17 protein-coding genes are annotated in these 18,956 nt (G+C 67.2%); 12 read left to right on the top strand and 5 right to left on the bottom strand.

Features of this window, described 5'->3' with window-relative positions; genetic code table 11:
- Window positions 1-26: 26 nt before the first annotated feature.
- From EPO41_RS12745 to EPO41_RS12735, 3 genes are read left to right on the top strand one after another with little or no spacing between them, the layout of a single operon-like run.
- Window positions 27-1,781: an ABC transporter permease subunit gene (locus EPO41_RS12745; protein ID WP_296325577.1), complete on the top strand. Its 1,755-nt coding sequence runs from the start codon at window positions 27-29 to the stop codon at window positions 1,779-1,781.
- Window positions 1,782-1,791: 10 nt separating this feature from the next.
- Window positions 1,792-3,105, top strand: coding sequence for a nitrate/sulfonate/bicarbonate ABC transporter ATP-binding protein (locus tag EPO41_RS12740; protein ID WP_296325575.1), 1,314 nt, complete (start codon window positions 1,792-1,794; stop codon window positions 3,103-3,105).
- A 22-nt stretch (window positions 3,106-3,127) separates the two neighbouring features.
- Entirely contained in the window at window positions 3,128-3,841 is a 714-nt protein-coding gene (locus EPO41_RS12735) for an MgtC/SapB family protein (RefSeq protein WP_296325573.1), read from the top strand.
- A 14-nt stretch (window positions 3,842-3,855) separates the two neighbouring features.
- On the opposite strand, the gene EPO41_RS12730 is transcribed toward EPO41_RS12735, so the two are convergent.
- Window positions 3,856-5,067, bottom strand: a complete 1,212-nt coding sequence (locus tag EPO41_RS12730; RefSeq protein WP_296325569.1) for a CoA transferase — start codon at window positions 5,065-5,067, stop codon at window positions 3,856-3,858.
- 59 nt (window positions 5,068-5,126) lie between these two features.
- Here EPO41_RS12730 and EPO41_RS12725 point away from each other — a divergent pair, with 59 nt between their 5' ends.
- The 8 genes from EPO41_RS12725 to EPO41_RS12690 all read left to right on the top strand — a co-directional run bounded on the left by EPO41_RS12725 (window position 5,127) and on the right by EPO41_RS12690 (window position 12,887).
- The gene (locus EPO41_RS12725) at window positions 5,127-6,296 is read left to right on the top strand and encodes a hypothetical protein (protein ID WP_296325567.1); all 1,170 of its coding nucleotides are present in this window, start codon (window positions 5,127-5,129) and stop codon (window positions 6,294-6,296) included.
- A gap of 203 nt (window positions 6,297-6,499) precedes the next feature.
- Window positions 6,500-7,456: an ABC transporter permease gene (locus tag EPO41_RS12720; protein ID WP_296325564.1), complete on the top strand. Its 957-nt coding sequence runs from the start codon at window positions 6,500-6,502 to the stop codon at window positions 7,454-7,456.
- Window positions 7,456-8,355: an ABC transporter permease gene (locus EPO41_RS12715; protein WP_296325561.1), complete on the top strand. Its 900-nt coding sequence runs from the start codon at window positions 7,456-7,458 to the stop codon at window positions 8,353-8,355. The genes EPO41_RS12720 and EPO41_RS12715 overlap by 1 nt, the downstream gene beginning before the upstream one ends.
- Window positions 8,356-8,393: 38 nt before the next feature.
- The gene (locus tag EPO41_RS12710) at window positions 8,394-10,091 is read left to right on the top strand and encodes an ABC transporter substrate-binding protein (RefSeq protein ID WP_296325558.1); all 1,698 of its coding nucleotides are present in this window, start codon (window positions 8,394-8,396) and stop codon (window positions 10,089-10,091) included.
- Window positions 10,092-10,158: 67 nt separating this feature from the next.
- Window positions 10,159-11,139, top strand: coding sequence for an ABC transporter ATP-binding protein (locus EPO41_RS12705; protein ID WP_296325555.1), 981 nt, complete (start codon window positions 10,159-10,161; stop codon window positions 11,137-11,139).
- Complete coding sequence (locus tag EPO41_RS12700; RefSeq protein WP_296325552.1) at window positions 11,120-12,127, top strand: ABC transporter ATP-binding protein; 1,008 nt, start codon at window positions 11,120-11,122, stop codon at window positions 12,125-12,127. Before EPO41_RS12705 ends, EPO41_RS12700 begins: the two co-directional genes overlap by 20 nt.
- A gap of 83 nt (window positions 12,128-12,210) precedes the next feature.
- On the top strand, window positions 12,211-12,459 hold the full coding sequence (locus tag EPO41_RS12695) for a type II toxin-antitoxin system Phd/YefM family antitoxin (protein ID WP_296325550.1): 249 nt from the start codon (window positions 12,211-12,213) through the stop codon (window positions 12,457-12,459).
- Entirely contained in the window at window positions 12,459-12,887 is a 429-nt protein-coding gene (locus EPO41_RS12690; protein WP_296325547.1) for a type II toxin-antitoxin system VapC family toxin, read from the top strand. Before EPO41_RS12695 ends, EPO41_RS12690 begins: the two co-directional genes overlap by 1 nt.
- Here the strand turns inward: EPO41_RS12690 and EPO41_RS12685 are convergent.
- From EPO41_RS12685 to EPO41_RS12675, 3 genes are read right to left on the bottom strand one after another with little or no spacing between them, the layout of a single operon-like run.
- A complete protein-coding gene (locus tag EPO41_RS12685) occupies window positions 12,879-13,883 on the bottom strand; it encodes a phosphotransferase (RefSeq protein ID WP_296325545.1) in 1,005 nt (334 codons plus the stop codon). The genes EPO41_RS12690 and EPO41_RS12685 overlap by 9 nt on opposite strands.
- A 7-nt stretch (window positions 13,884-13,890) precedes the next feature.
- Complete coding sequence (locus tag EPO41_RS12680) at window positions 13,891-15,174, bottom strand: aminotransferase class III-fold pyridoxal phosphate-dependent enzyme (protein WP_296325543.1); 1,284 nt, start codon at window positions 15,172-15,174, stop codon at window positions 13,891-13,893.
- A gap of 10 nt (window positions 15,175-15,184) precedes the next feature.
- The gene (locus tag EPO41_RS12675; protein ID WP_296325540.1) at window positions 15,185-16,384 is read right to left on the bottom strand and encodes an acyl-CoA dehydrogenase family protein; all 1,200 of its coding nucleotides are present in this window, start codon (window positions 16,382-16,384) and stop codon (window positions 15,185-15,187) included.
- A gap of 149 nt (window positions 16,385-16,533) precedes the next feature.
- Here EPO41_RS12675 and EPO41_RS12670 point away from each other — a divergent pair, with 149 nt between their 5' ends.
- Entirely contained in the window at window positions 16,534-18,156 is a 1,623-nt protein-coding gene (locus tag EPO41_RS12670) for a YifB family Mg chelatase-like AAA ATPase (protein ID WP_296325537.1), read from the top strand.
- A 3-nt stretch (window positions 18,157-18,159) separates the two neighbouring features.
- Here EPO41_RS12670 and EPO41_RS12665 read toward each other — a convergent pair whose 3' ends face one another.
- The gene (locus tag EPO41_RS12665; RefSeq protein ID WP_296325534.1) at window positions 18,160-18,942 is read right to left on the bottom strand and encodes a DUF4239 domain-containing protein; all 783 of its coding nucleotides are present in this window, start codon (window positions 18,940-18,942) and stop codon (window positions 18,160-18,162) included.
- Window positions 18,943-18,956 lie beyond the last annotated feature (14 nt).

Genomic DNA, 18,956 nt, shown 5'->3' with positions numbered 1-18,956 from the left:
CTCCGAGGTTTTTCGGGAACATGCAGATGCTCGCATCCAAACCTGACCAGGGTCGCCAGGTCATCAAGCCGCTCGGCGTCGGAGGTGGCGCCTTCCGGCCCAATCTCTACGATGCGGTCATCTTCCTGCTGGTCGTCGGCGTCTTCGTGCTGGTGGCCCACGGCTTCCGCGAGATGAACGCGCCGGCCATCCGGCTCTCGACCGAGCCCGTCACGCTCGATGTCGCGCGCCTCCCGGAATATGCGTTGCGGACGACCCTGCGCATGTTCGCCGCGATCATCTGCTCGCTCGTCTTCACCTTCGTGGTGGCGACCCTGGCGGCGCGCAGCCGCAAGGCCGAGCTGGTCATCATACCGGCGCTCGACATCCTGCAGTCGGTACCGGTGCTGGGCTTCCTCACCTTCACCGTGACGTTCTTCCTGCGGCTCTTCCCCGGCAGCGTGCTGGGCGCGGAGTGTGCGGCGATCTTCGCCATCTTCACCGCCCAGGCCTGGAACATGGCCTTCAGCTTCTACCAGTCGCTGCGCACGGTGCCGCGCGACCTCGACGAGGTGGCGCGGCACTACCGGTTTTCGCCGTGGCTGCGCTTCTGGCGGCTCGACGTGCCGTTCGCCGCGCCCGGCCTCATCTGGAACACGATGATGTCGATGTCGGGTGGCTGGTTCTTCGTCGTCGCCTCCGAGGCGATCACGGTCGGCGACACCACGGTGATGCTGCCGGGCATCGGCTCGTGGCTGGCGCTGGCGATCCAGGCGCGCGACCTCCAGGCGGTGCTGCTGGCCATTGCCATGATGGCCGCCGTCATCCTGGCCTATGACCAGCTTGTCTTCCGCCCCATCGTCGCCTGGGCCGACAAGTTCCGGTTCGAGCAACAGGCGGCCGATTCGCAGCCGCATTCATGGCTCTACGATTTCTGGCGCCGCAGCCGCGTGCGCCCCCATGTCATCCGCGCCGCCGGCTCGGTGGCGGACCGCATCTCGCTGCTGCCGACGCCGCTCACCAGCCCGCCGGTCAGGCCGAAGTTCGGGACCCCGTCGCGCACCGGCGAGAGGATCTGGATCGCGGTGCTGCTGGTGCTGGCAGGCTATGCCCTGTGGCACATCGTGCTGTATACCCGCACGACCCTGGGCGTGGCCGACCTGCGCATTGCCCTGTTCGACGGGGTTCTGACGCTGATCCGGGTGCTGGTGCTGATCGCCCTCGCCAGCCTCATCTGGGTTCCGATCGGCGTGTGGATCGGGCTGCGCCCGCGTCTCGCGACGAGCCTGCAGCCGGTCGCGCAGTTCCTGGCGGCCTTCCCGGCGAACGTCGTGTTTCCGGTCGCCGTGGTGGCGATCGTGAGCCTGCGGCTCGATCCGAACATCTGGCTGAGCCCGCTCATGATCCTGGGTACCCAATGGTACATCCTGTTCAACGTCATTGCGGGCGCGAGCGCGATCCCGACCGACCTGCGCGACGCCGCGGCGCTCTTTCGCATCCGCTCCTGGTCGTGGTGGCGCAAGGTCGGCATTCCGGCGATTCTCCCCTACTACGTGACCGGCGCGCTGACGGCGGCCGGCGGGTCGTGGAACGCCAGCATCGTCGCCGAGGTGGTGAGCTGGGGTGACACCCACCTGCGCGCCGAGGGCCTCGGCGCCTATATCGCCGACGCCACGACCGCCGGCGACTTTCCGCGCGTCGTGCTGGGCATCGTGGTCATGGCGACGATGGTGACGGCGTGCAACCGCATCCTCTGGCGGCCGCTGTACCGCCTCGCCGAGAACCGCTTCAGGCTCGAGTAGGAGAGACCGAATGGACACGATGATTTCCGTGGCCGACCGCACGCTGGTCAGCGTCGACCACCTGCGCAAGGTCTATCCCAAGGGGAGCGGCGAGGATCTGCTGGTCCTCGACGATGTCTGCCTGACGCTGGGCAAGAACGAGATCGTCTCGTTCCTCGGCCGCTCAGGCTGCGGGAAGACGACCTTGCTGCGCATCCTCGCCGGGCTGATGCCGGCGACCGGTGGCGAGGTGAGGATCGCGGGCAAGGGCGTGGTCGGGCCGTCGCCCGAGGTCGCGATGGTGTTTCAGTCCTTCGCGCTCTTCCCCTGGCTCACCGTACTGCAGAACGTCGAGATCGGCCTCGAGGCGCAGGGCGTCGGCCCGGCCGAGCGCCACCGCCGCGCGCTTGCCGCCATCGACCTGATCGGCCTCGACGGCTACGAGAGCGCCTATCCGAAGGAACTGTCGGGCGGCATGCGCCAGAGGGTCGGCATCGCGCGGGCGATCGTGGTCCAGCCCACCGTGCTGCTGATGGACGAGGCTTTCTCGGCCCTCGACGTGCTGACCGCGGAGACGCTGCGCACCGACCTCCTGGACTTGTGGATCGAGGGCCGCCTGCCGATCTCCGCGATCGCCGTCGTAACGCACAATATCGAGGAGGCGGTGCTGCTGTCGGACCGTGTGCTGGTCTTCGCGTCCAATCCCGGCCGCGTCGCGGCCGAGATCAAGATCGACCTGCCGCATCCGCGCAACCGGCTCGACCCTGCCTTCCGGGCGCTCGTCGAGAGCCTCTATGCCACGATGACGGCGCGGCCCGAGGGCAAGGCGAGCCAGGGCCACTTCTTCGGCACCGGCATCGCCATGCTGCTGCCGCGCGTGTCCCCCAACATGATCGCAGGCCTGATGGAGGCGGTGGCCGCCGCACCGCATGATGGGCATGCCGGTCTCCCTGAACTCGCCGGGGATCTGCACATGGAGGTCGACGACCTGTTTCCGGTCGCCGAGGTCCTGCAGCTCCTGCGCTTTGCCGAGCTGGGGGAGGGCGACATCAAGCTTACCGAACCGGGACGGCTGTTCGTCGGCTTCGAGCCCGATGCTCGCAAGAAACTCTTCGGCCAGCATCTCCTGAACTACGTTCCGCTGGCGGCCCATGTCCGCCGCGTTCTCGACGAGCGTCCCACGCATCGTGCGCCGGCGAGCCGCTTCCGCGACGAGCTCGAGGACCACATGTCCGCCAGCTTCGCCGAACAGACGATGCGGACGGCGACCTCATGGGCGCGCTTCGGCGAGATCTTTGCCTATGACGAAGTGAGCGGGATCTTCAGCCTCGACAATCCGGGCTGACGCCGCGCGAGAAGGACGAGCGATGCATTTCGACCTGCTGGAACTCGGCGAGACCGCCCTGCGTCTCGGCGTGGCGCTGCTGCTGGGCTCAGCCATCGGCTTCGAGCGCCAGTGGAACCAGAAGATGGCGGGCCTGCGCACCAACGCTCTGGTCGCGCTGGGTGCCGCGGGCTTCGTCACCTTCTCGGGGCTGGTGGGCGCCGGCGATCCGACACGCGTGGCCGCACAGGTCGTGACCGGCATCGGCTTCCTGGGTGCGGGCGTCATCCTGCGCGAGGGCGTGAACGTGCACGGTCTCAACACGGCGGCGACGCTGTGGTGCTCGGCCATGGTGGGCACGATGGCGGGGGCGGGCCATGGCGGTCCGGCGCTGCTGGCGGCCGGCATGGTGATCGCCACCAACCTCATCCTGCGGCCCCTGATCCGGCGCGTGAACAGTCGCCTCGTGACCAGCAGCAACGCCGAAACGCATTACACCGTCGAAGTGGTCTGTCGTGGCGCCGAGGAGGCGCAGATGCGCTCGCTGCTGCTGAACGCACTAGCCCAGGCGGGTCTCGGCCTGCGACGACTCGACAGCGAAGACATCGCCGGCACGTCCAAGGTCACGGTGACGGCGCAGGCCGTCGCCGCCAAGCGCAACGACGCGGCGCTGGAGCAGATCGTGGGCCGCCTCAGCCTCGATCCCACCGTCTCCGGCGCCACCTGGCAGATCGACCGCACGATCCCGGAGTCGTGACCGTTGTGCTCGCCTTAGCCGAAAGCGCCCGCCGCTCTCAGCTTGTCGAGTTCGGCGTCGCCGTAGCCCAGTTCGCGCAGCACCTCGTCGGTGTGGGCGCCGTGGTCCGGGCCTGCACCGGGTATCGCAGGCTCGGGCGCGAACGACAGGCGGATCGGGGCGGAGATCGAACGCGGCATGTCGTCCTGGCGGGTCGGCACGACCGCGCCGTTGGCCACGGCCTGCTCGTCGTCGGGTACGTCGCGCAGGATGCCGAGCAGGCCGAAGGTGATCTCGTGCCGGCGCAGGCGCTCCTTCCATTCCGGCCAGGGGCGGCCCGCGAAGACGGGATCGAGGATCGCCGCCAGGTCGGTGGCGTGGGCGCGCCGTTTTTCGGTCGTCTCGAAGCGCGGATCGTCCATCAGGTCGGTGCGTTCGAGCGCCTGGCAGAGTTCGGGCCAGAGCTTGTCCTCGCGCACGATCGTGAGCTGGATCCAGCGGCCGTCGGAGGTGCGGTACTGGTTGGCCAGCGCGCTGCGCGGCTTGGTGCGCGGCGGGCGCGGCGCCACGAACGAGCCCAGCAGCGCGCCCTGGGCCAGGATGGCGTTCGACCACAGGCCGCTCGCATGCAGCGACGTGCCGACCTCGCTGCCTTCGCCCGTGCGCTCGCGATGGAGCAGCGCCATGGCGATGGCGGCGAACAGGTTCATGCCGGCCATCTGGTCGCCCTGGGCTGGCAGCGAGAAGGCCGGCGGCCCGCCCTCGTAGGTCAAGGCGTCGAGCAGGCCGGAGCGGGCGAAGAAGGCCGTCGAGTCGAAGCCCGGCTGCTCGGCGTCCGGACCCTGCTCGCCGTAGCCGGTCATGGAGGCGTAGATCAGGCGCGGGTTGGCGGGCTTCACGTCGGCGTAACGCATGCGTAGCCGCTCGCGGACCCTGAGCGGGAAGTTCACCACCATCACGTCGGCCGTCGCGACGAGCTTGTCGAACGCCTCGCGACCCAGCGGGTTCTTGAGGTCGAGCACCACCGAGCGCTTGTTGCGGTTGGTCATGTGCCAGCAGAAGTTGACCGGATGCTGCGGGATAGAATGGGCCTGGCCGAGCTTGCGCTGCGGATCGCCCTCGCCGGGCGGTTCGATCTTGATGACCTCGGCGCCGTAGTCTCCCATCACCGTCGTGGCGACGGGGGCGGCGATGAAGCTGGCCAGGTCGAGGACCCGCAGGCCCTGCAGGGGCAATGGTCCGCTCATTGAGTTTTTCCTTTCGAACGCCTACACCCAGCCTATCCGGGGAGAAGGCTTTCAGGTCAATGGCCGGCAGGTTTCGCAATTTCTGGCTGGTGGGCGCCTTCCTGCTCGTGATCCTGGCGGTCGGGCTCGTCCTGCGGTCGGCTCTGTGGGCCTGCGTCGCCGCCGCCCTGCTCGGCGTCGTGGGTGTCGTCACCCTGCGGGGCAATCGCTGGCGCTCGGGCGCTCTGCTCGCCACGGCGCTGGCCCTCAGTCTTGTGGCGCTCGATGTTTTTGCAGGCTTCCTGTCGCCCAAGGCCGTGAACATGGGAGTCGTGACGCGGACGATCCCGAAATGGTGGCCGCCGCCCGATCCGATCCTGGGTTTCCGGCCCGCGCCCGACAGCGAAGTCATCGCCACCGCCACCTGGGGCGCCGAAACCGTCTATCGTCAGATCTATCATTTCGATGCCGAGACGGCCCGCGTGACACCACCGGCGCCGGCGGCGGTGGAGACCTATCTCTTCATCGGCGACTCTTTCATCTTCGGGCAGGGTTTGCCCGACGACGAGACGATGCCGTCGCAATTCGCGAAACAGAACGCGCCACAGGCTCGCAGCATCAATCTCGGCGTTCCCGGCTACGGGCCCAATCATCTCGTCCGTGCTTTCGAGGCGGGCCTTTACGATCGCTACAAGGACAAGAACGTGAAGGCCGTGGTGACCTGGATCATCCCGGCTCATCTCCAGCGCGTGACCGGCGACGGCTCGTGGCTCGGCTCCTCGCCGCGCTTCGTCCTGGACGAGGGCGTGCTGCGCTACACCGGCTCGTTCAACGAACATCGCTGGCGCGATCCGCTCGCCGGTCTCCATTACCTGTTCGGCGAGCAGTTCGCTTTCATCGAGGCGATCGGCCAGCGGCAGCGTCAGGAAGAACAGATCGAGCTTTTCCTCGCCATGATGGCGAAGCTGCAGGTCTATGCTCGCGAGAAGTTCGGGGCTCCGCTCGTCATCGTCTATTCCTGGCCCGACGAGCAGACGAAGCACCGCTATGGGGATTCGAAGATTGCCCAGCCGATGCTCGTCGACACGCTTGTGCGCCTGCGCAAGCTCGGCGCACCGATGGTGGGCGAGTCCGCCACGACCTGGGGGAGGGATTCCACGAAACTGATGATTCCGCACGACGGACATCCCTCGGCCCTTACCACCGAGCTGATCGCCGCCGCCGTGAAGAAGCTGTTGAACGGTCCCTGAAAGGGCAGCGGAGCGTCGCCCGCTTACGTTGCCCGTTTTCGTTGACAGTCCGCCTGCAATCCCGGCAGCTTGTCGGCAACAGGATCGCCCGCATGAACGGGCGGCCGAGGAAACGTCTTTGCGGGAGGGGACAGGGTGAGCCTTTTCACACCCATGCACGCGGTTGATGTGCCCGCGCCGGTTGTTTCCGGCGGGCAGCGCTGATGCAGGCCTACATCGTGCGCCGCGTTCTGGCGCTCATTCCCACGCTCTTCTTCGCCAGTCTCATCGTCTTCGTGACGGTGCGCATGATCCCGGGCGACGTCATCGACCTGATGCTGAGCCAGAACGACATCGGGGCCTCGAAGATGGGCCGCGAGCAGCTCGAGAAGGCGCTGGGCCTCGACCAGCCGATGTGGGTCCAGTACGGCCGCTGGATGGGCGCCATCCTGTTCCATGGCGATTTCGGCCGCTCGCTGTGGCAGAGCACGCCGGTCAGCGAACAACTTCTGCAGCGCCTGCCCGTCACCTTCGAACTCGGCCTGATGGCGCTGATCGTGGGCCTGTCGGTCGCCATTCCCATCGGCGTCTATTCGGCGATCCGCCAGGACACGCCCGGTGACTACGTCGCGCGTTCCTTCTCCATCCTCATGCTGGCGGTGCCGAGCTTCTGGCTGGGCACCATGGTGATGGTGTTCCCGTCGATCTGGTGGGGATGGTCGCCGCCCATCCAGTTCGTGCCCTTCGCCAAGGATCCATGGGGCAATCTCAGCCAGATGATCATCCCGTCGATCATCCTGGGATGCGCCCTGTCTGCCATCACCATGCGCCTGACGCGGACCATGATGCTCGAGGTGTTGCGCCAGGACTTCATCCGCACCGCCTGGGCCAAGGGCCTCGGCGAGAGGCTCGTGGTGGCGCGCCATGCGCTGCGCAACGCGCTGATCCCGGTGGTGACCCTGATCGGCCTGCAGGCCCCGCTGCTGATCGGCGGCGCGGTGATCATGGAACAGATCTTCGTCATTCCCGGCATGGGCCTGCTGCTGCTCGATGCGGTCAGCCAGCGCGACTATCCGGTCATCACCGGCGTGTTCCTGATCGTGGGCGTCGCGGTGATGGTCATCAACCTGATCGTCGATCTCAGTTACGGTCTGCTCGATCCCAAGGTGAGGTACCGCTGATGGCGTCCGTCGCGGAAACCACCGTCGCCGTCCCGCCGCGCCGCAAGCGCGGCCCGGTACTGCACTTTCTTGGCCGTCTCTTTCGCGAGAAGCCGCTGGGTGCCGCCGGCGCCGTCGTGTTCATGCTGTTCCTGTTCTGCGGGATCTTTGCCGATGCGCTCGCGCCCTACGGCATGAACCAGATCGCACCGCTCAACCGGCTGAAGCCGCCGTCCTGGGCGTTTCCGTTCGGCACGGACAATCTCGGCCGCGACATGCTTTCGCGCTGCCTCTACGGTGCCCAGCTCTCGGTCATCATCGGCTTCTGCGCCGCCGGCATCGCCACGGTCATCTCGGTCTTCCTCGGCATCGTCTCGGGCTATCTCGGCGGCAAGTTCGACCTGGTGCTGCAGCGCTTCGTCGACGCCTGGATGAGCTTCCCCGATCTCATCATCCTGATCGTGGTCGTGTCGGTGGTCGGTCCCGGCATGCCGCAGATCATCGTGACGCTCGGCCTGCTGCTGGGTATCGCCGGCTCGCGCATCATCCGCGGCGCCGTCGTCTCGGTGCGCGAGAACATGTATGTCCATGCCGCGCAGTCGACCGGCGCCTCGACCTTCCGCATCCTCTGGCGCCACATCCTGCCCAACGTCATGGCACCGGTGATCGTGCTGTTCACCACCCGCGTCGGCACGGTGATCCTGGCCGAATCGGGCCTGTCCTTCCTCGGCCTCGGCGTGCCGCCGCCGGCGCCGACCTGGGGCGGCCTGCTGTCGGGCAGCGGGCGCACCTTCATGCTGCAGGGGCCGTGGCTGGCGCTGGCGCCCGGCCTCTGCCTCACGATCGTGGTCTACGCCACCAACATGTTCGGCGACGCCCTGCGCGATCTTCTCGATCCGCGTATGCGGGGCTCACGCTGACAAGCAACAAGACAGAAAAGAAACATGAGGAGGAAACGATGAAGATGAAGAGGTGGGCGAAGGGACTCCTGTCCGGCGCGCTGGGACTGGCGCTCGCGGGAACCGCTCAGGCGCAGGCGGAGAAGCCGCAGTACGGCGGCACGCTGGAAGTCGGCACGGTGTACGTGACCTTGTCGGCACTGTCCTTCGATCCGGCGGACTGGAACTGGAAGCTGAACCACGATACCGGCCAGTTCTACGAGCAGCTCTTCGCCGCCGACCTCTCCAAGAGCAAGCGCAACGGCGGCAAGTATCCCTTCTATGCCGATGCCTGGCTGCCCTCTGACGCAATCCGCGGCGAGCTCGCCGAGAAGTGGGTGTGGAGCGACAATCCGCTCAGGCTCACGATCGAGCTGCGCAAGGGCGTGATGTTCCCCGAGAAGCCCGGCGTCATGAAGGAGCGCGAACTGACCGCCGAGGACGTGGCCTTCGCCTTCAATCGGCTGGCCAACAGCCCCAAGAAGATCGCGGGCTACTTCGACCATGTCGAGAAGGTCGAGGCGACCGGCAAGTATACGGTGGTCTTCACCTTCAAGTACTTCAACGCCGAATGGGATTACCGCTTCGGCTGGGGCTACTACTCGACCATCACGCCGAAGGAAGTGGCCGACGCCGGCGCCACCAACTGGAAGAACGTGAATGGCACCGGCCCGTTCACCCTGAGCGACTTCGTCCAGGGCAGCTCCAACACCTACTCCAAGAACCCGATCTACTGGGACAAGGAGAAGATCGACGGTGTCGAGTACAAGTTGCCGTTCCTCGACAAGGTCGTCTATCGCACGATCAAGGACGAGGCGACCTACCTGACGGCGCTGCGGACGGCCAAGCTCGACCTGCTGGAGAACATCCGCTGGAGCGCCGCCGACGATCTCAAGAAGACGACGCCGCAGCTAAAATGGTCGCGCTGGCTCGGCATGAGCGGCCAGTTCCTGGCGATGAGGGTCGACACCAAGCCGTTCGACGACATCCGGGTTCGCCGCGCACTGAACATGGCGGTGAACAAGCAGGAGATCGTGAAGGCCTATTACGGCGGCAACGCCGAGCTGTTCGCCTATCCGCAGCATCCCGACTATCTCGGTTACTACGAGCCGCTGGAGGCGATGCCGGAATCGGTGCGGGAGCTCTACACCTTCAACCCCGACAAGGCGAAGAAGCTGCTGGCCGAGGCGGGCTATCCCAAGGGCTTCAGCTTCAAGGTCCAGGTCTGCTCCTGCAACCCCGACCACATGGACCTGCTGCCGCTGGTCGCCGCCTATCTCGAGGCGGTCGGCGTCAAGCTCGAGATCCAGCCGATGGAATATGCGGCCTTCCTCTCGGCGATGACGACCAAGACCAACGCCCCCGGCTACTTCATGAACAACGGCCACACCAACCCGACGACGACGATCCGCAAGAGCTTCGTCACCAAGGAAGTGTGGAACCCGTCGCAATATTCGGACCCGGCCTTCGACAAGAAGGTGGCCGACATGTACCTCGAGCGGGACGAGGCCAAGCGCCAGGTCATGATCAAGGAACTCACGAAGGAGATCCTCGAGAAGACGCCCTACATCTGGCTGCCGACGCCCTACATCTATACGGCGTGGTGGCCGTGGGTGAAGGGCTACAACGGCGAGCTGCGCGCCGGCGCGGTCCGTCCCGGCCCGATCTACGCCCGCATGTGGGTGGACCAGGATCTCAAGAAGAAGATGGGCAAGTGATGCTCAAGGGAGCGCGCCACTCCAGTGGCGCTCATGAGAAGATGCGCCACTGGAGTGGCGCGCTCCCATGAGTCCGCTTCTCAGCGTCCGTAACCTGTCGACGCGCTTCCGCACCGAACGCGGCACGGTGCGGGCGGTCGACGGCGTGTCGTTCGACGTCGCCGCCGGCGAGACGTTGGCGATCGTGGGGGAATCGGGCTCGGGCAAGAGCGTGACCGCGCTCTCGATCCTGCGCCTGATCCCCGATCCGCCCGGCCGCATTGAGGAGGGCGAGATCCTCTTCGAGGGCAAGGATCTCCTGAAGCTCGACGATGCCGGCATCCGCGCGATCCGCGGCGACCGCATCGCCATGATCTTCCAGGAGCCGATGAGCTCGCTCAATCCGGCTCTGACGGTCGGCATGCAGGTCGGCGAGCCGATCAACCTGCACCGCAAGACGGTGTGGGCCAAGGCGCTGGATAAGGCCGCCGAGCTTCTGGGCAAGGTGCGCATCCCCGACGGGCGCAGCCGGCTCTCGTCCTATCCGCACCAGTATTCCGGCGGCATGCGCCAGCGGGTCATGATCGCCATGGCGCTGGCCTGCCAGCCGCAGCTCATCATCGCCGACGAGCCGACGACGGCGCTCGACGTCACGGTGCAGGCGCAGATCCTGGCGCTGCTCAAGGAACTGACGCGCGAGGCCAACTCCGCGATGATCCTGATCACCCACGATCTCGGCGTCGTGGCACGCTATGCCGACCGGGTCGTGGTGATGTATGGCGGCCGCATCGTCGAAACGGCGCCGGCGCGCCTTCTCTACAAGACACCGCGCCATCCCTATACGCGCGGCCTCATGGCGTCGGTGCCACGGCTCGACGGTGACACCGACCGGCCGCTGGTGCCGATCGAGGGCCAGCCGCCCGATCTTGCGACCCTGCCGCCGGGCTGCGCCTTCGCGCCGCGCTGCAAGGAGGCGACCGATCGCTGCCGCAGCGAACGGCCGCCGCTGGTCGAGAGCGCCCCCCATCATTTCTCAGCGTGCTTCTTCCATGACCGCCTCGCCGCCTGACTCGGCCCCTAGCGACACCGTCCTCAAGGTAGAGGGCCTGAAGATCCACTTTCCGATCACGGCGGGCGCGATCCTGCGCAAGCAGGTCGGCACGGTGAAGGCCGTCGATGGCGTGAGCTTCAGCGTGGCGCGCGGCGAGACGCTGGGCCTGGTGGGCGAGTCGGGCTGCGGCAAGTCCACCACTGGCCTCGCCATCCTGCGCATGCTCGACGTGACCGAGGGGAAGATCGAGTTCGAGGGCGAGGACATCACGCGCCACGACCGCAAGCGCATGCGCCCGATCCGGCGGCGCATGCAGATGGTCTATCAGGATCCCTACGGCTCGCTGAACCCGCGCATGAAGGTGGCCGACATCGTGGGCGAGCCGCTGGTCGTCCATGGGCTGGCATCCGACCAGGACAAGTATCGCGCCCGCGTCGCCGATCTTCTGCGGATGGTCGGCCTGCTGCCCGACATGGCGGAGCGCTATCCGCACGAATTCTCCGGCGGCCAGCGCCAGCGCATCGGCATTGCCCGCGCGCTTGCCCTGGAGCCCACCTTGCTGATTTGCGACGAGCCCGTCTCCGCACTCGACGTGTCGATCCAGGCGCAGGTCGTGAACCTGTTCATGGAGCTGCAGGAGCGGCTGGGCCTCACCTACATCTTCATCGCCCACGATCTCAGCGTGGTCCGCCACATCAGCGACCGAATCGCCGTCATGTATCTCGGCCGCGTCGCCGAGATCGCCACGCGCGAGCAGCTCTACAAGGACCCGCTGCATCCCTATACGCAGGCGCTGCTCGCCGCCGTGCCGATCGCCGATCCCGAACTGGAGGCGGCGCGCGGCGCCGACATCATCGCCGGCGAAATCCCCAGCGCCATGCGCCCGCCTCCCGGCTGCCGCTTCCACACGCGTTGTCCCAAGGCGATGGACGTCTGCAGGGCCGTCGATCCGCCGCTCAAAGAGATGGACGACGGACGCGCTGTGGCGTGTCATCTGCACGCCTAGCGCAAGTCACGTCATGTCGGCGGTTGAAACCTCCCGAGCAAGAATGTATAAACGTGTATACAGTCTGCATCGTGGAGGTTTCCATGAGCATCACGACTCTGACCAGTAGAGAATTCAACCAGGACACCAGCCGGGCCAAGAAGGCCGCTGATGCTGGCCCCGTTTTCATCACCGACAGAGGCCGTCCGGCTCACGTGTTGCTGTCGATCGAAGAGTATCGCCGGCTTGCCGGCAGCGGCCGGAGCATCGTCGACGCGCTGGCCATGGATGAGGATGTGGAATTCGACCCGCCGCGAAGCAGCATCGCGCTCACGCCTCCTGACTTCGACTGATGTTCTTGCTCGATACCAACGTCGTATCGGAGCTTAGAAAAGTTCGCGCGGGCAGGGCCGACGCCAATGTCTCGCGGTGGGCCGCCTCCATTGAACCTTCCACGGCCTACATCTCTGTCATCACCGCGATGGAACTTGAGCTCGGCGTGCTGATGGCCGAGCGCCGCGACCCATCACAGGGAGCAATCCTGCGACGGTGGCTGCAGGGTCAGGTCCTAGCCGAGTTCGAAGGCCGAGTCCTGCCGATCGATCTTCCAGTCGCCCAGCAATGCGCTCGCTTGCACATACCGAATCCAAAGAGCGAGAGGGATGCTTTGATCGCTGCAACCGGCCTGATCCATGGTCTGACGGTGGTGTCGCGTAATGTCCGCGACTTCGCCGCGACGGGCGTCGGCCTGATTGATCCTTGGGGAAGTATCTTACCGTGAGCGCTGCAGTGCCGCGCACTGTTCGAGGACCCAGGCCTTCCGTTCCTCGAACACCGCGGACGGGCGATTGACTTCCGGGCGCTGGTGGAACCAGCCGATCGTGGCCATCCAGCGGATCAGGCGGAACTGCGGGATCAGGCTCAGCGTTTCGTCGGGGACGAGGCGGTTGGCGCGATAGCCGGTCAGGAAGGCGCGCTCGATCTCGTCGGCGTTGGGCTTGGTCTGCCAGTGCGTAAGCGCCGTGGCGATATCGTACTGATGCCAGCCGTAGCCCGCATCGTCGAAATCGATGACGGTCAGCCGGTCGCCATCGACCACGATGTTTCCCGGGTGCATGTCGGCGTGGATCACGCTGTAGGCGGATGGGTCTTGGCTCAGGCGGCTCAGCAGGGCGTGCATGCGCTGCCGGGTATCGAGCAACAGGCGGCGTTCGCTGGCCGAGAGTGAGCGATGTTCCCAGAACTCGCCCCAGTGAGGCGCCATGCCCATCAGCCCGTCGCTGTCGAGCGCGTGCCGCTTGAAGCCCGGCGGCGGCCGCCAGGCGCTGGCCTGGTTGTGCATGGCCGCTGTGATGGCGCCGAGCTGCTTGAAGGAGTCTTCGATCCGCCTCTGGTCGGCCGTTTCCGCGAGTACGTCGGAGAGCAGGCGGCCTTCGGTCCAGCTCGCCAGGCCGGCGTATCGTTGCTCGCCGGTGGCGGGGATGGTCACCGGGACATAGTCCCGGCCGTCGCGCGTCATCACGGCCTCGGGCACGTCGATGCCGGCCGCGGCGAGCGCCCGGATCCAGGCGCGCTCGGAGACCAGCTCCTCGAGCGTGTGATAGCCCGGCCGGTGCAGGCGAAAGACGTAAGCCCTGCCGTCGCGGCCGTCGGTCACCCGGAAGGTGACGTTCTCGGAGAGCGACACCAGGGTCAGGTCCTGCGCATCGATGGGAAAGGCCGCGAGCGCCGCGCGCGCGGCCGGTCCGTAGGTTCGATCGACGGTCTCGTCGTCCATCGAGGGGTCAGCCGTCGATTTCCGCCATCGTCGCGTCGAAGGCTGTCAGGAATTCCTCGGCGTGACTCTTCTGGAAGACCAGCGGCGGCCGGATCTTCACGACGTTCTTGTAGGCGCCGGCATTGCTCGTGAGGAAGCCGCGATCCTTGAGGCGATTGATGATGTCGACCGCCTTGTCCATGTCGGGCTCGCGCTCCGCGTCGGTCGTCGCGATTTCGACGCCGATGAACAGGCCATGGCCGCGTACGTCGATGATCGAAGCGAAGCGACCCTTGCGCTCGGCCAGCGCCGACTTCAGGAAGGCGCCCACGGCGGCGACGTTCGCGGCGAGGCCCTCGCGTTCGATGACGTCGATCACCGCCATGCCGACCGCGGCCTGCAGCGGGCTCGACGCGAAGGTGTTGAAGTAGCGCGTCGCGCTCCGGAAGGTCTCGACCAGCTTGCGGCTCGCCGCGGTGGCGGCCAGCGGCAGGCCGTTGCCCATCGGCTTGCCGGTGACGACGATGTCGGGCTTGAAGCCCAGAACGTCGTAGCCCCACCAGCGGCCGCTGCGGCAGTAGCCGGCCTGGACCTCGTCGGCGATCACCAGGCCGCCCGCCTCGTGCACGATCTCGGTGGCGCGTGCCATGAAACCGCGCGGCACGTCGGGCAGGCCCTCGTTGGCGAAGATCGAGCACACGATCAGCCCCGCGAAGCCCGTGCCGTCCTCCTCGAAGCTGCGGATGACCTGGCGCAGCCGGTCGAGATAGGCCTCGCAGAGTTCGTCCTCGCTGGCGCCGGGCACCAGCGGGCGCAGCATCTCGGGAAACGGGATCGCACGCACGTCGCCGGCCGTGTTCTGGCCGCTGCCGATGCGCGTCATCTTCCCGACCGCCTCGCTGTTGCCGTGATAGGTCGCGTTGGTGCAGACGATCCCGGCCTTGCCCGTGGCCATCCGCGCCATGCGCAGTGCCACCTCGTTGGCCTCCGTGCCGGAGCAGGAGAAGATCACGCTCTCGATCTCGGGTCCGTGCAGCGCCGCCAGCCGCTCGGCGAAGACCACGATGCCCTCGTGCAGGTAGCGGCTGTGGACGTTGAGCGTCGACTGCTGCCGCGCCATCGCCTCGGCGACATGGCTGTTGGCGTGACCGACGCACGGCACGTTGTTGTACATGTCGACGTAGCGCCGCCCCTCGGGGTCGAACAGCTCCACGCCCTGGCCCCGCACGATGTGCAGCGGCGTGCTGTAGAAGAGCGGCGCACCGGCGCCCAGGGCTTGGTCTCGGCGGGCCGCCAGTGTCGCAGCGTTCATGATCTCCGTCCTACATCTTCCCCGAAACGATCCGTGCGCCCAGCGCCCAGCGATGAACCTCGGACGGGCCATCGTAGATGCGGAAGGCGCGCGAGTCGCGGAAGAAGCGCTCGACCACCGTGTCGCGCGTGATGCCGAGCCCGCCCAGGATCTGCATGCAGCGGTCGGCGACGCGGAAATAGGCTTCCGAGCAGATCACCTTGGACATCGAGCTCTCGTTCGAGGCGCGCTCGCCCTGGTCGAGCAGCCACGCGGTGTGCCAGATCGACAGCCGCGCCTGGTTCATGTCCATCAGATTGTCGGCCAGCATGAACGACACGCCCTGATGCTCACCCAACGTCTTGCCGAAAGCCATGCGATGACGGGCATAGTCCGTCGCGATGTCCTGCGCGCGCATCGCCGCGCCCAGCCAGCGCATGCAGTGGCTGAGGCGGGCCGGGGCGAGGCGGACCTGGGCGTAGCGGAAACCTTTGCCGATCTCGCCCAGCACGGCGTCGGCCGGCAGGCGCAGGTTCTTGATCTCGATCACGCCGTGGCCGCCGGTGAAGGAGGAATCCATCGTGTCGAGCGTGCGCTCGAGGCGGATGGCGGGGTCGGGCAGGTCGGCCAGGAACATGGTGGCGTGGCCGTCCATCGGCCCGCCCTCGTTCTTGGCCATGATGATCGCGCAGCCCGCGCCCTCGGCGCCGGTGATCAGCCACTTGCGGCCGTTGATCACCCACTCGTTGCCTTCCAGCCTGGCCGTCGTCGTCATCAGGCTGGGGTCGGAGCCGGCGCCGCCAGGCTCGGTCATGCAAAAGATCGAGCGGATCTGGCCCGTCGCCATGCGCTTCAGGAAGTGCTCGCGCTGGTCGGGCCGGGCCACCACGTCGAGCAGGTGGATGTTGCCCTCGTCGGGCGAGGCGCAATGGATCGCTGTCGGCCCCAGGATCGAATAGCCCGCCGCCTCGAAGACATGGGCGCGGCCGACCTGGCTCAGCGCCTGGCCGCCATATTCCTTCGGCACCTGCGGCGCGAACACGCCGGCCGCCTTCGCCAGCTCGTTCATCTCGATCCGCAATTCGTCGGTCGGACCATGAGACGTCCAGCGCGGATCGGTCTCGTATGGGATGATCTTGTCCTTGATGAACTCCTTCACCTTGGCGGCCAGGTCGGTGATCGCCGCCGGCGGCGTGAAGTTGAGGTCGTCGATCTTCTGCTTGGCCGTCACGAAACTCTCCCGCGTTTGCGGGCGGCAACCTAGCACGGGTGGCGGCCAACCGGGTGCTTGAGGGTCGCAGTGCAATATGCAACTATGGCGTGCTTTACTATTGGCCTGCTCGTTCTTTAATTGTTCCCAGGACGGAACGGGAGCGGGACATGCAGGCGACGGTTCGGACGGTGGCGTTCCAGGGCATCGATGTCCTGCCGGTCGACGTTCAGGTGCTGGTGGCGCCGGGGACCATCGCCTTCGCGGTGGTCGGGCTGGCGGACAAGGCGGTGGGCGAGAGCCGGGAGCGGGTGCGGGCCTGCTTCCGAGCGCTGGGGCTGGCGCTGCCGCCGCAGCGCATCACCGTCAACCTGTCGCCGGCCGACCTGGCCAAGGAGGGCAGCCACTACGACCTGCCGATCGCGCTGGGCCTGCTGGCGGCGCTGGGCGTGCTGCCGCGCGAGAGCGTCGAGGGCTTCGTGGTGCTTGGGGAACTGGCCCTCGACGGCTCGCTCTGCCGCGTGCCGGGCGTCCTGCCGGCGGCGATCGCCGCCCAGGCGGCGGGGCGCGGCGTGATCTGCCCGGCGGTGTGCGGGGGCGAGGCCGCGTGGGGTGGCTTCGATTCCCTGCCCGACACCGACCGGCCACCGATCATCGCCGCGCCTTCGCTGCTGGCGCTGATCAACCATCTGCGCGGCCAGCAGACCCTGCCGGCGCCCGAGGCGCTGATGGCGGATGACCGCGCGACTTATCCCGACCTCAGCGAGATCAAGGGCCAGGAGAGCGCCAAGCGGGTGCTCGAGATCGCGGCCGCCGGCGGCCATAACCTGCTGATGATCGGCCCGCCGGGCTCGGGAAAGTCGATGCTGGCGGCGCGCCTTCCCGGGTTGCTGCCGCCGCTCGATGCCGAGGAGGCGCTGGAAGCCTCGATGGTGCGCTCGCTGGCCGGCGACCTGGGCGAGGGCCGGCTCAGCCGCCGCCGCACCTTCCGCGACCCGCATCATTCCGCAACGCTGCAGGCGCTGGTCGGCGGCGGGGCGCGGCCCAAGCCGGGCGAGGTCTCGCTCGCCCACCATGGCGTGCTGTTCCTCGACGAGCTGCCGGAGTTCAACCGCGCGACGCTCGAAGCCCTGCGCCAGCCGCTGGAGAGCGGCCGGGTGACGGTGGCGCGCGCCAACGCGCATGTCACCTATCCGGCGCGCTTCCAGCTCGTCGCCGCCATGAACCCGTGCCGCTGCGGCCATCTGATGGACCCGACGCGCGCCTGTGCTCGCGGCCCGCGCTGCGGCGCCGACTACCAGGCCAAGCTCTCCGGCCCGCTGCTCGACCGCATCGACCTCACCATCGACGTCCCCGCCGTCGCCGCTGCCGATCTCGCTCTGCCGCCGCCGGCCGAAAACTCGGCCGACATCGCCGCCCGCGTCGCCGCGGCCCGCACCGTCCAGCGCGAGCGGCTGGCCGAACTCGACGCCAGGGGCAAGCTGTCCGCCGTCGAAGCCGACCCGGCCGCGGGGCTCCTGGCCGACCGCGCCCGCAACTGGTCGAAGCCGCGCTGCAACGCCGATACCGACGGCGCGCTGCTGACTGCCATCGCCGAACCCGATGCCGAGGGCCGCGCGCTGCTCGCCCGCGCCGCCGAACGCCTCGGCCTCTCCGCCCGCGCCTGGCACCGCACGCTCAGGGTCGCCCGCACACTCGCCGATCTCGACGGCTCGGACGCGGTGCGCCGCCTGCACATCGCCGAAGCGCTGAGCTACCGCCGCCCGCAAACGCGCTCGATGCTGGCCGCGTGATCGCTACCGGTCCCGGTTCTCCATCAGGACGATCGCCCGTCGAAGCGGATCGGCATCCACGGCGGTCTGGCCCTTGAAGGGCTGGTCCATGATGAACACGAAGCCGATGAAGGCGCCCATCACCGCCATCTGGGCGGAGAGCACGTAGGCGCGGAAGGTGCTGCGCTGCATCGTGCTGGTGATGAACAGCAGCATGAGGACCGCGAACAGGACGACCTGCCAGTAGGGTTTGGGCAGCGCGAGCGTCACGGCGTTGAGCCTTGCGTCGCGCGACTCGACGATCGAGTCGAACGACCTCAGGATTTCGGCATAGATCGTCGTCTCGCGGCCGGGCCGGGGTTCGATGGCGAAGATCCCCCGGGACAGGGGCCCAAGGGTGGCGCGTATCTTGCTGCTCCGCTCGTCGCGCAGCATCGCCGGCCATTCGTCGTCGACGATCGCCTTCGCGTAGGCCAGCAGGTGCTGCCGGAGCTCCGCCGTTGAATCATCGCCGTAGCGGCTGAGCAGCCGGTCGAGCCGGTTGATCTGCGAGGCCTCGGTCGCGATCAGCGAATCGACCTTGCGGAAGTTGCTTTCCGCCTCGACCAGGGTGAAGGCCAGCACCAGGCTCGTCATGGTGAAGAGTGTGGCCTGCATGCGCAGCACGAAGTCGTTGTTCTCGTTGCTCGTGCGCAGGTAGGGCAGCCGATGGACCAGCGAGGGCAGGGCGAGAATCGCGCCGGCCATGATGACGGCGCCCATCACCAGGACGAGGGTTTCGGGGAGTGAGTACAGCCAGTCGATCATGGTCCGGTGCCGGC

Source organism: Reyranella sp. (assembly GCF_004297265.1).
GTDB lineage: Bacteria > Pseudomonadota > Alphaproteobacteria > Reyranellales > Reyranellaceae > Reyranella.
The sequence above is the reverse complement of the archived record's forward strand: the minus strand, read 5'-3'. Positions and strand labels throughout refer to the sequence as shown.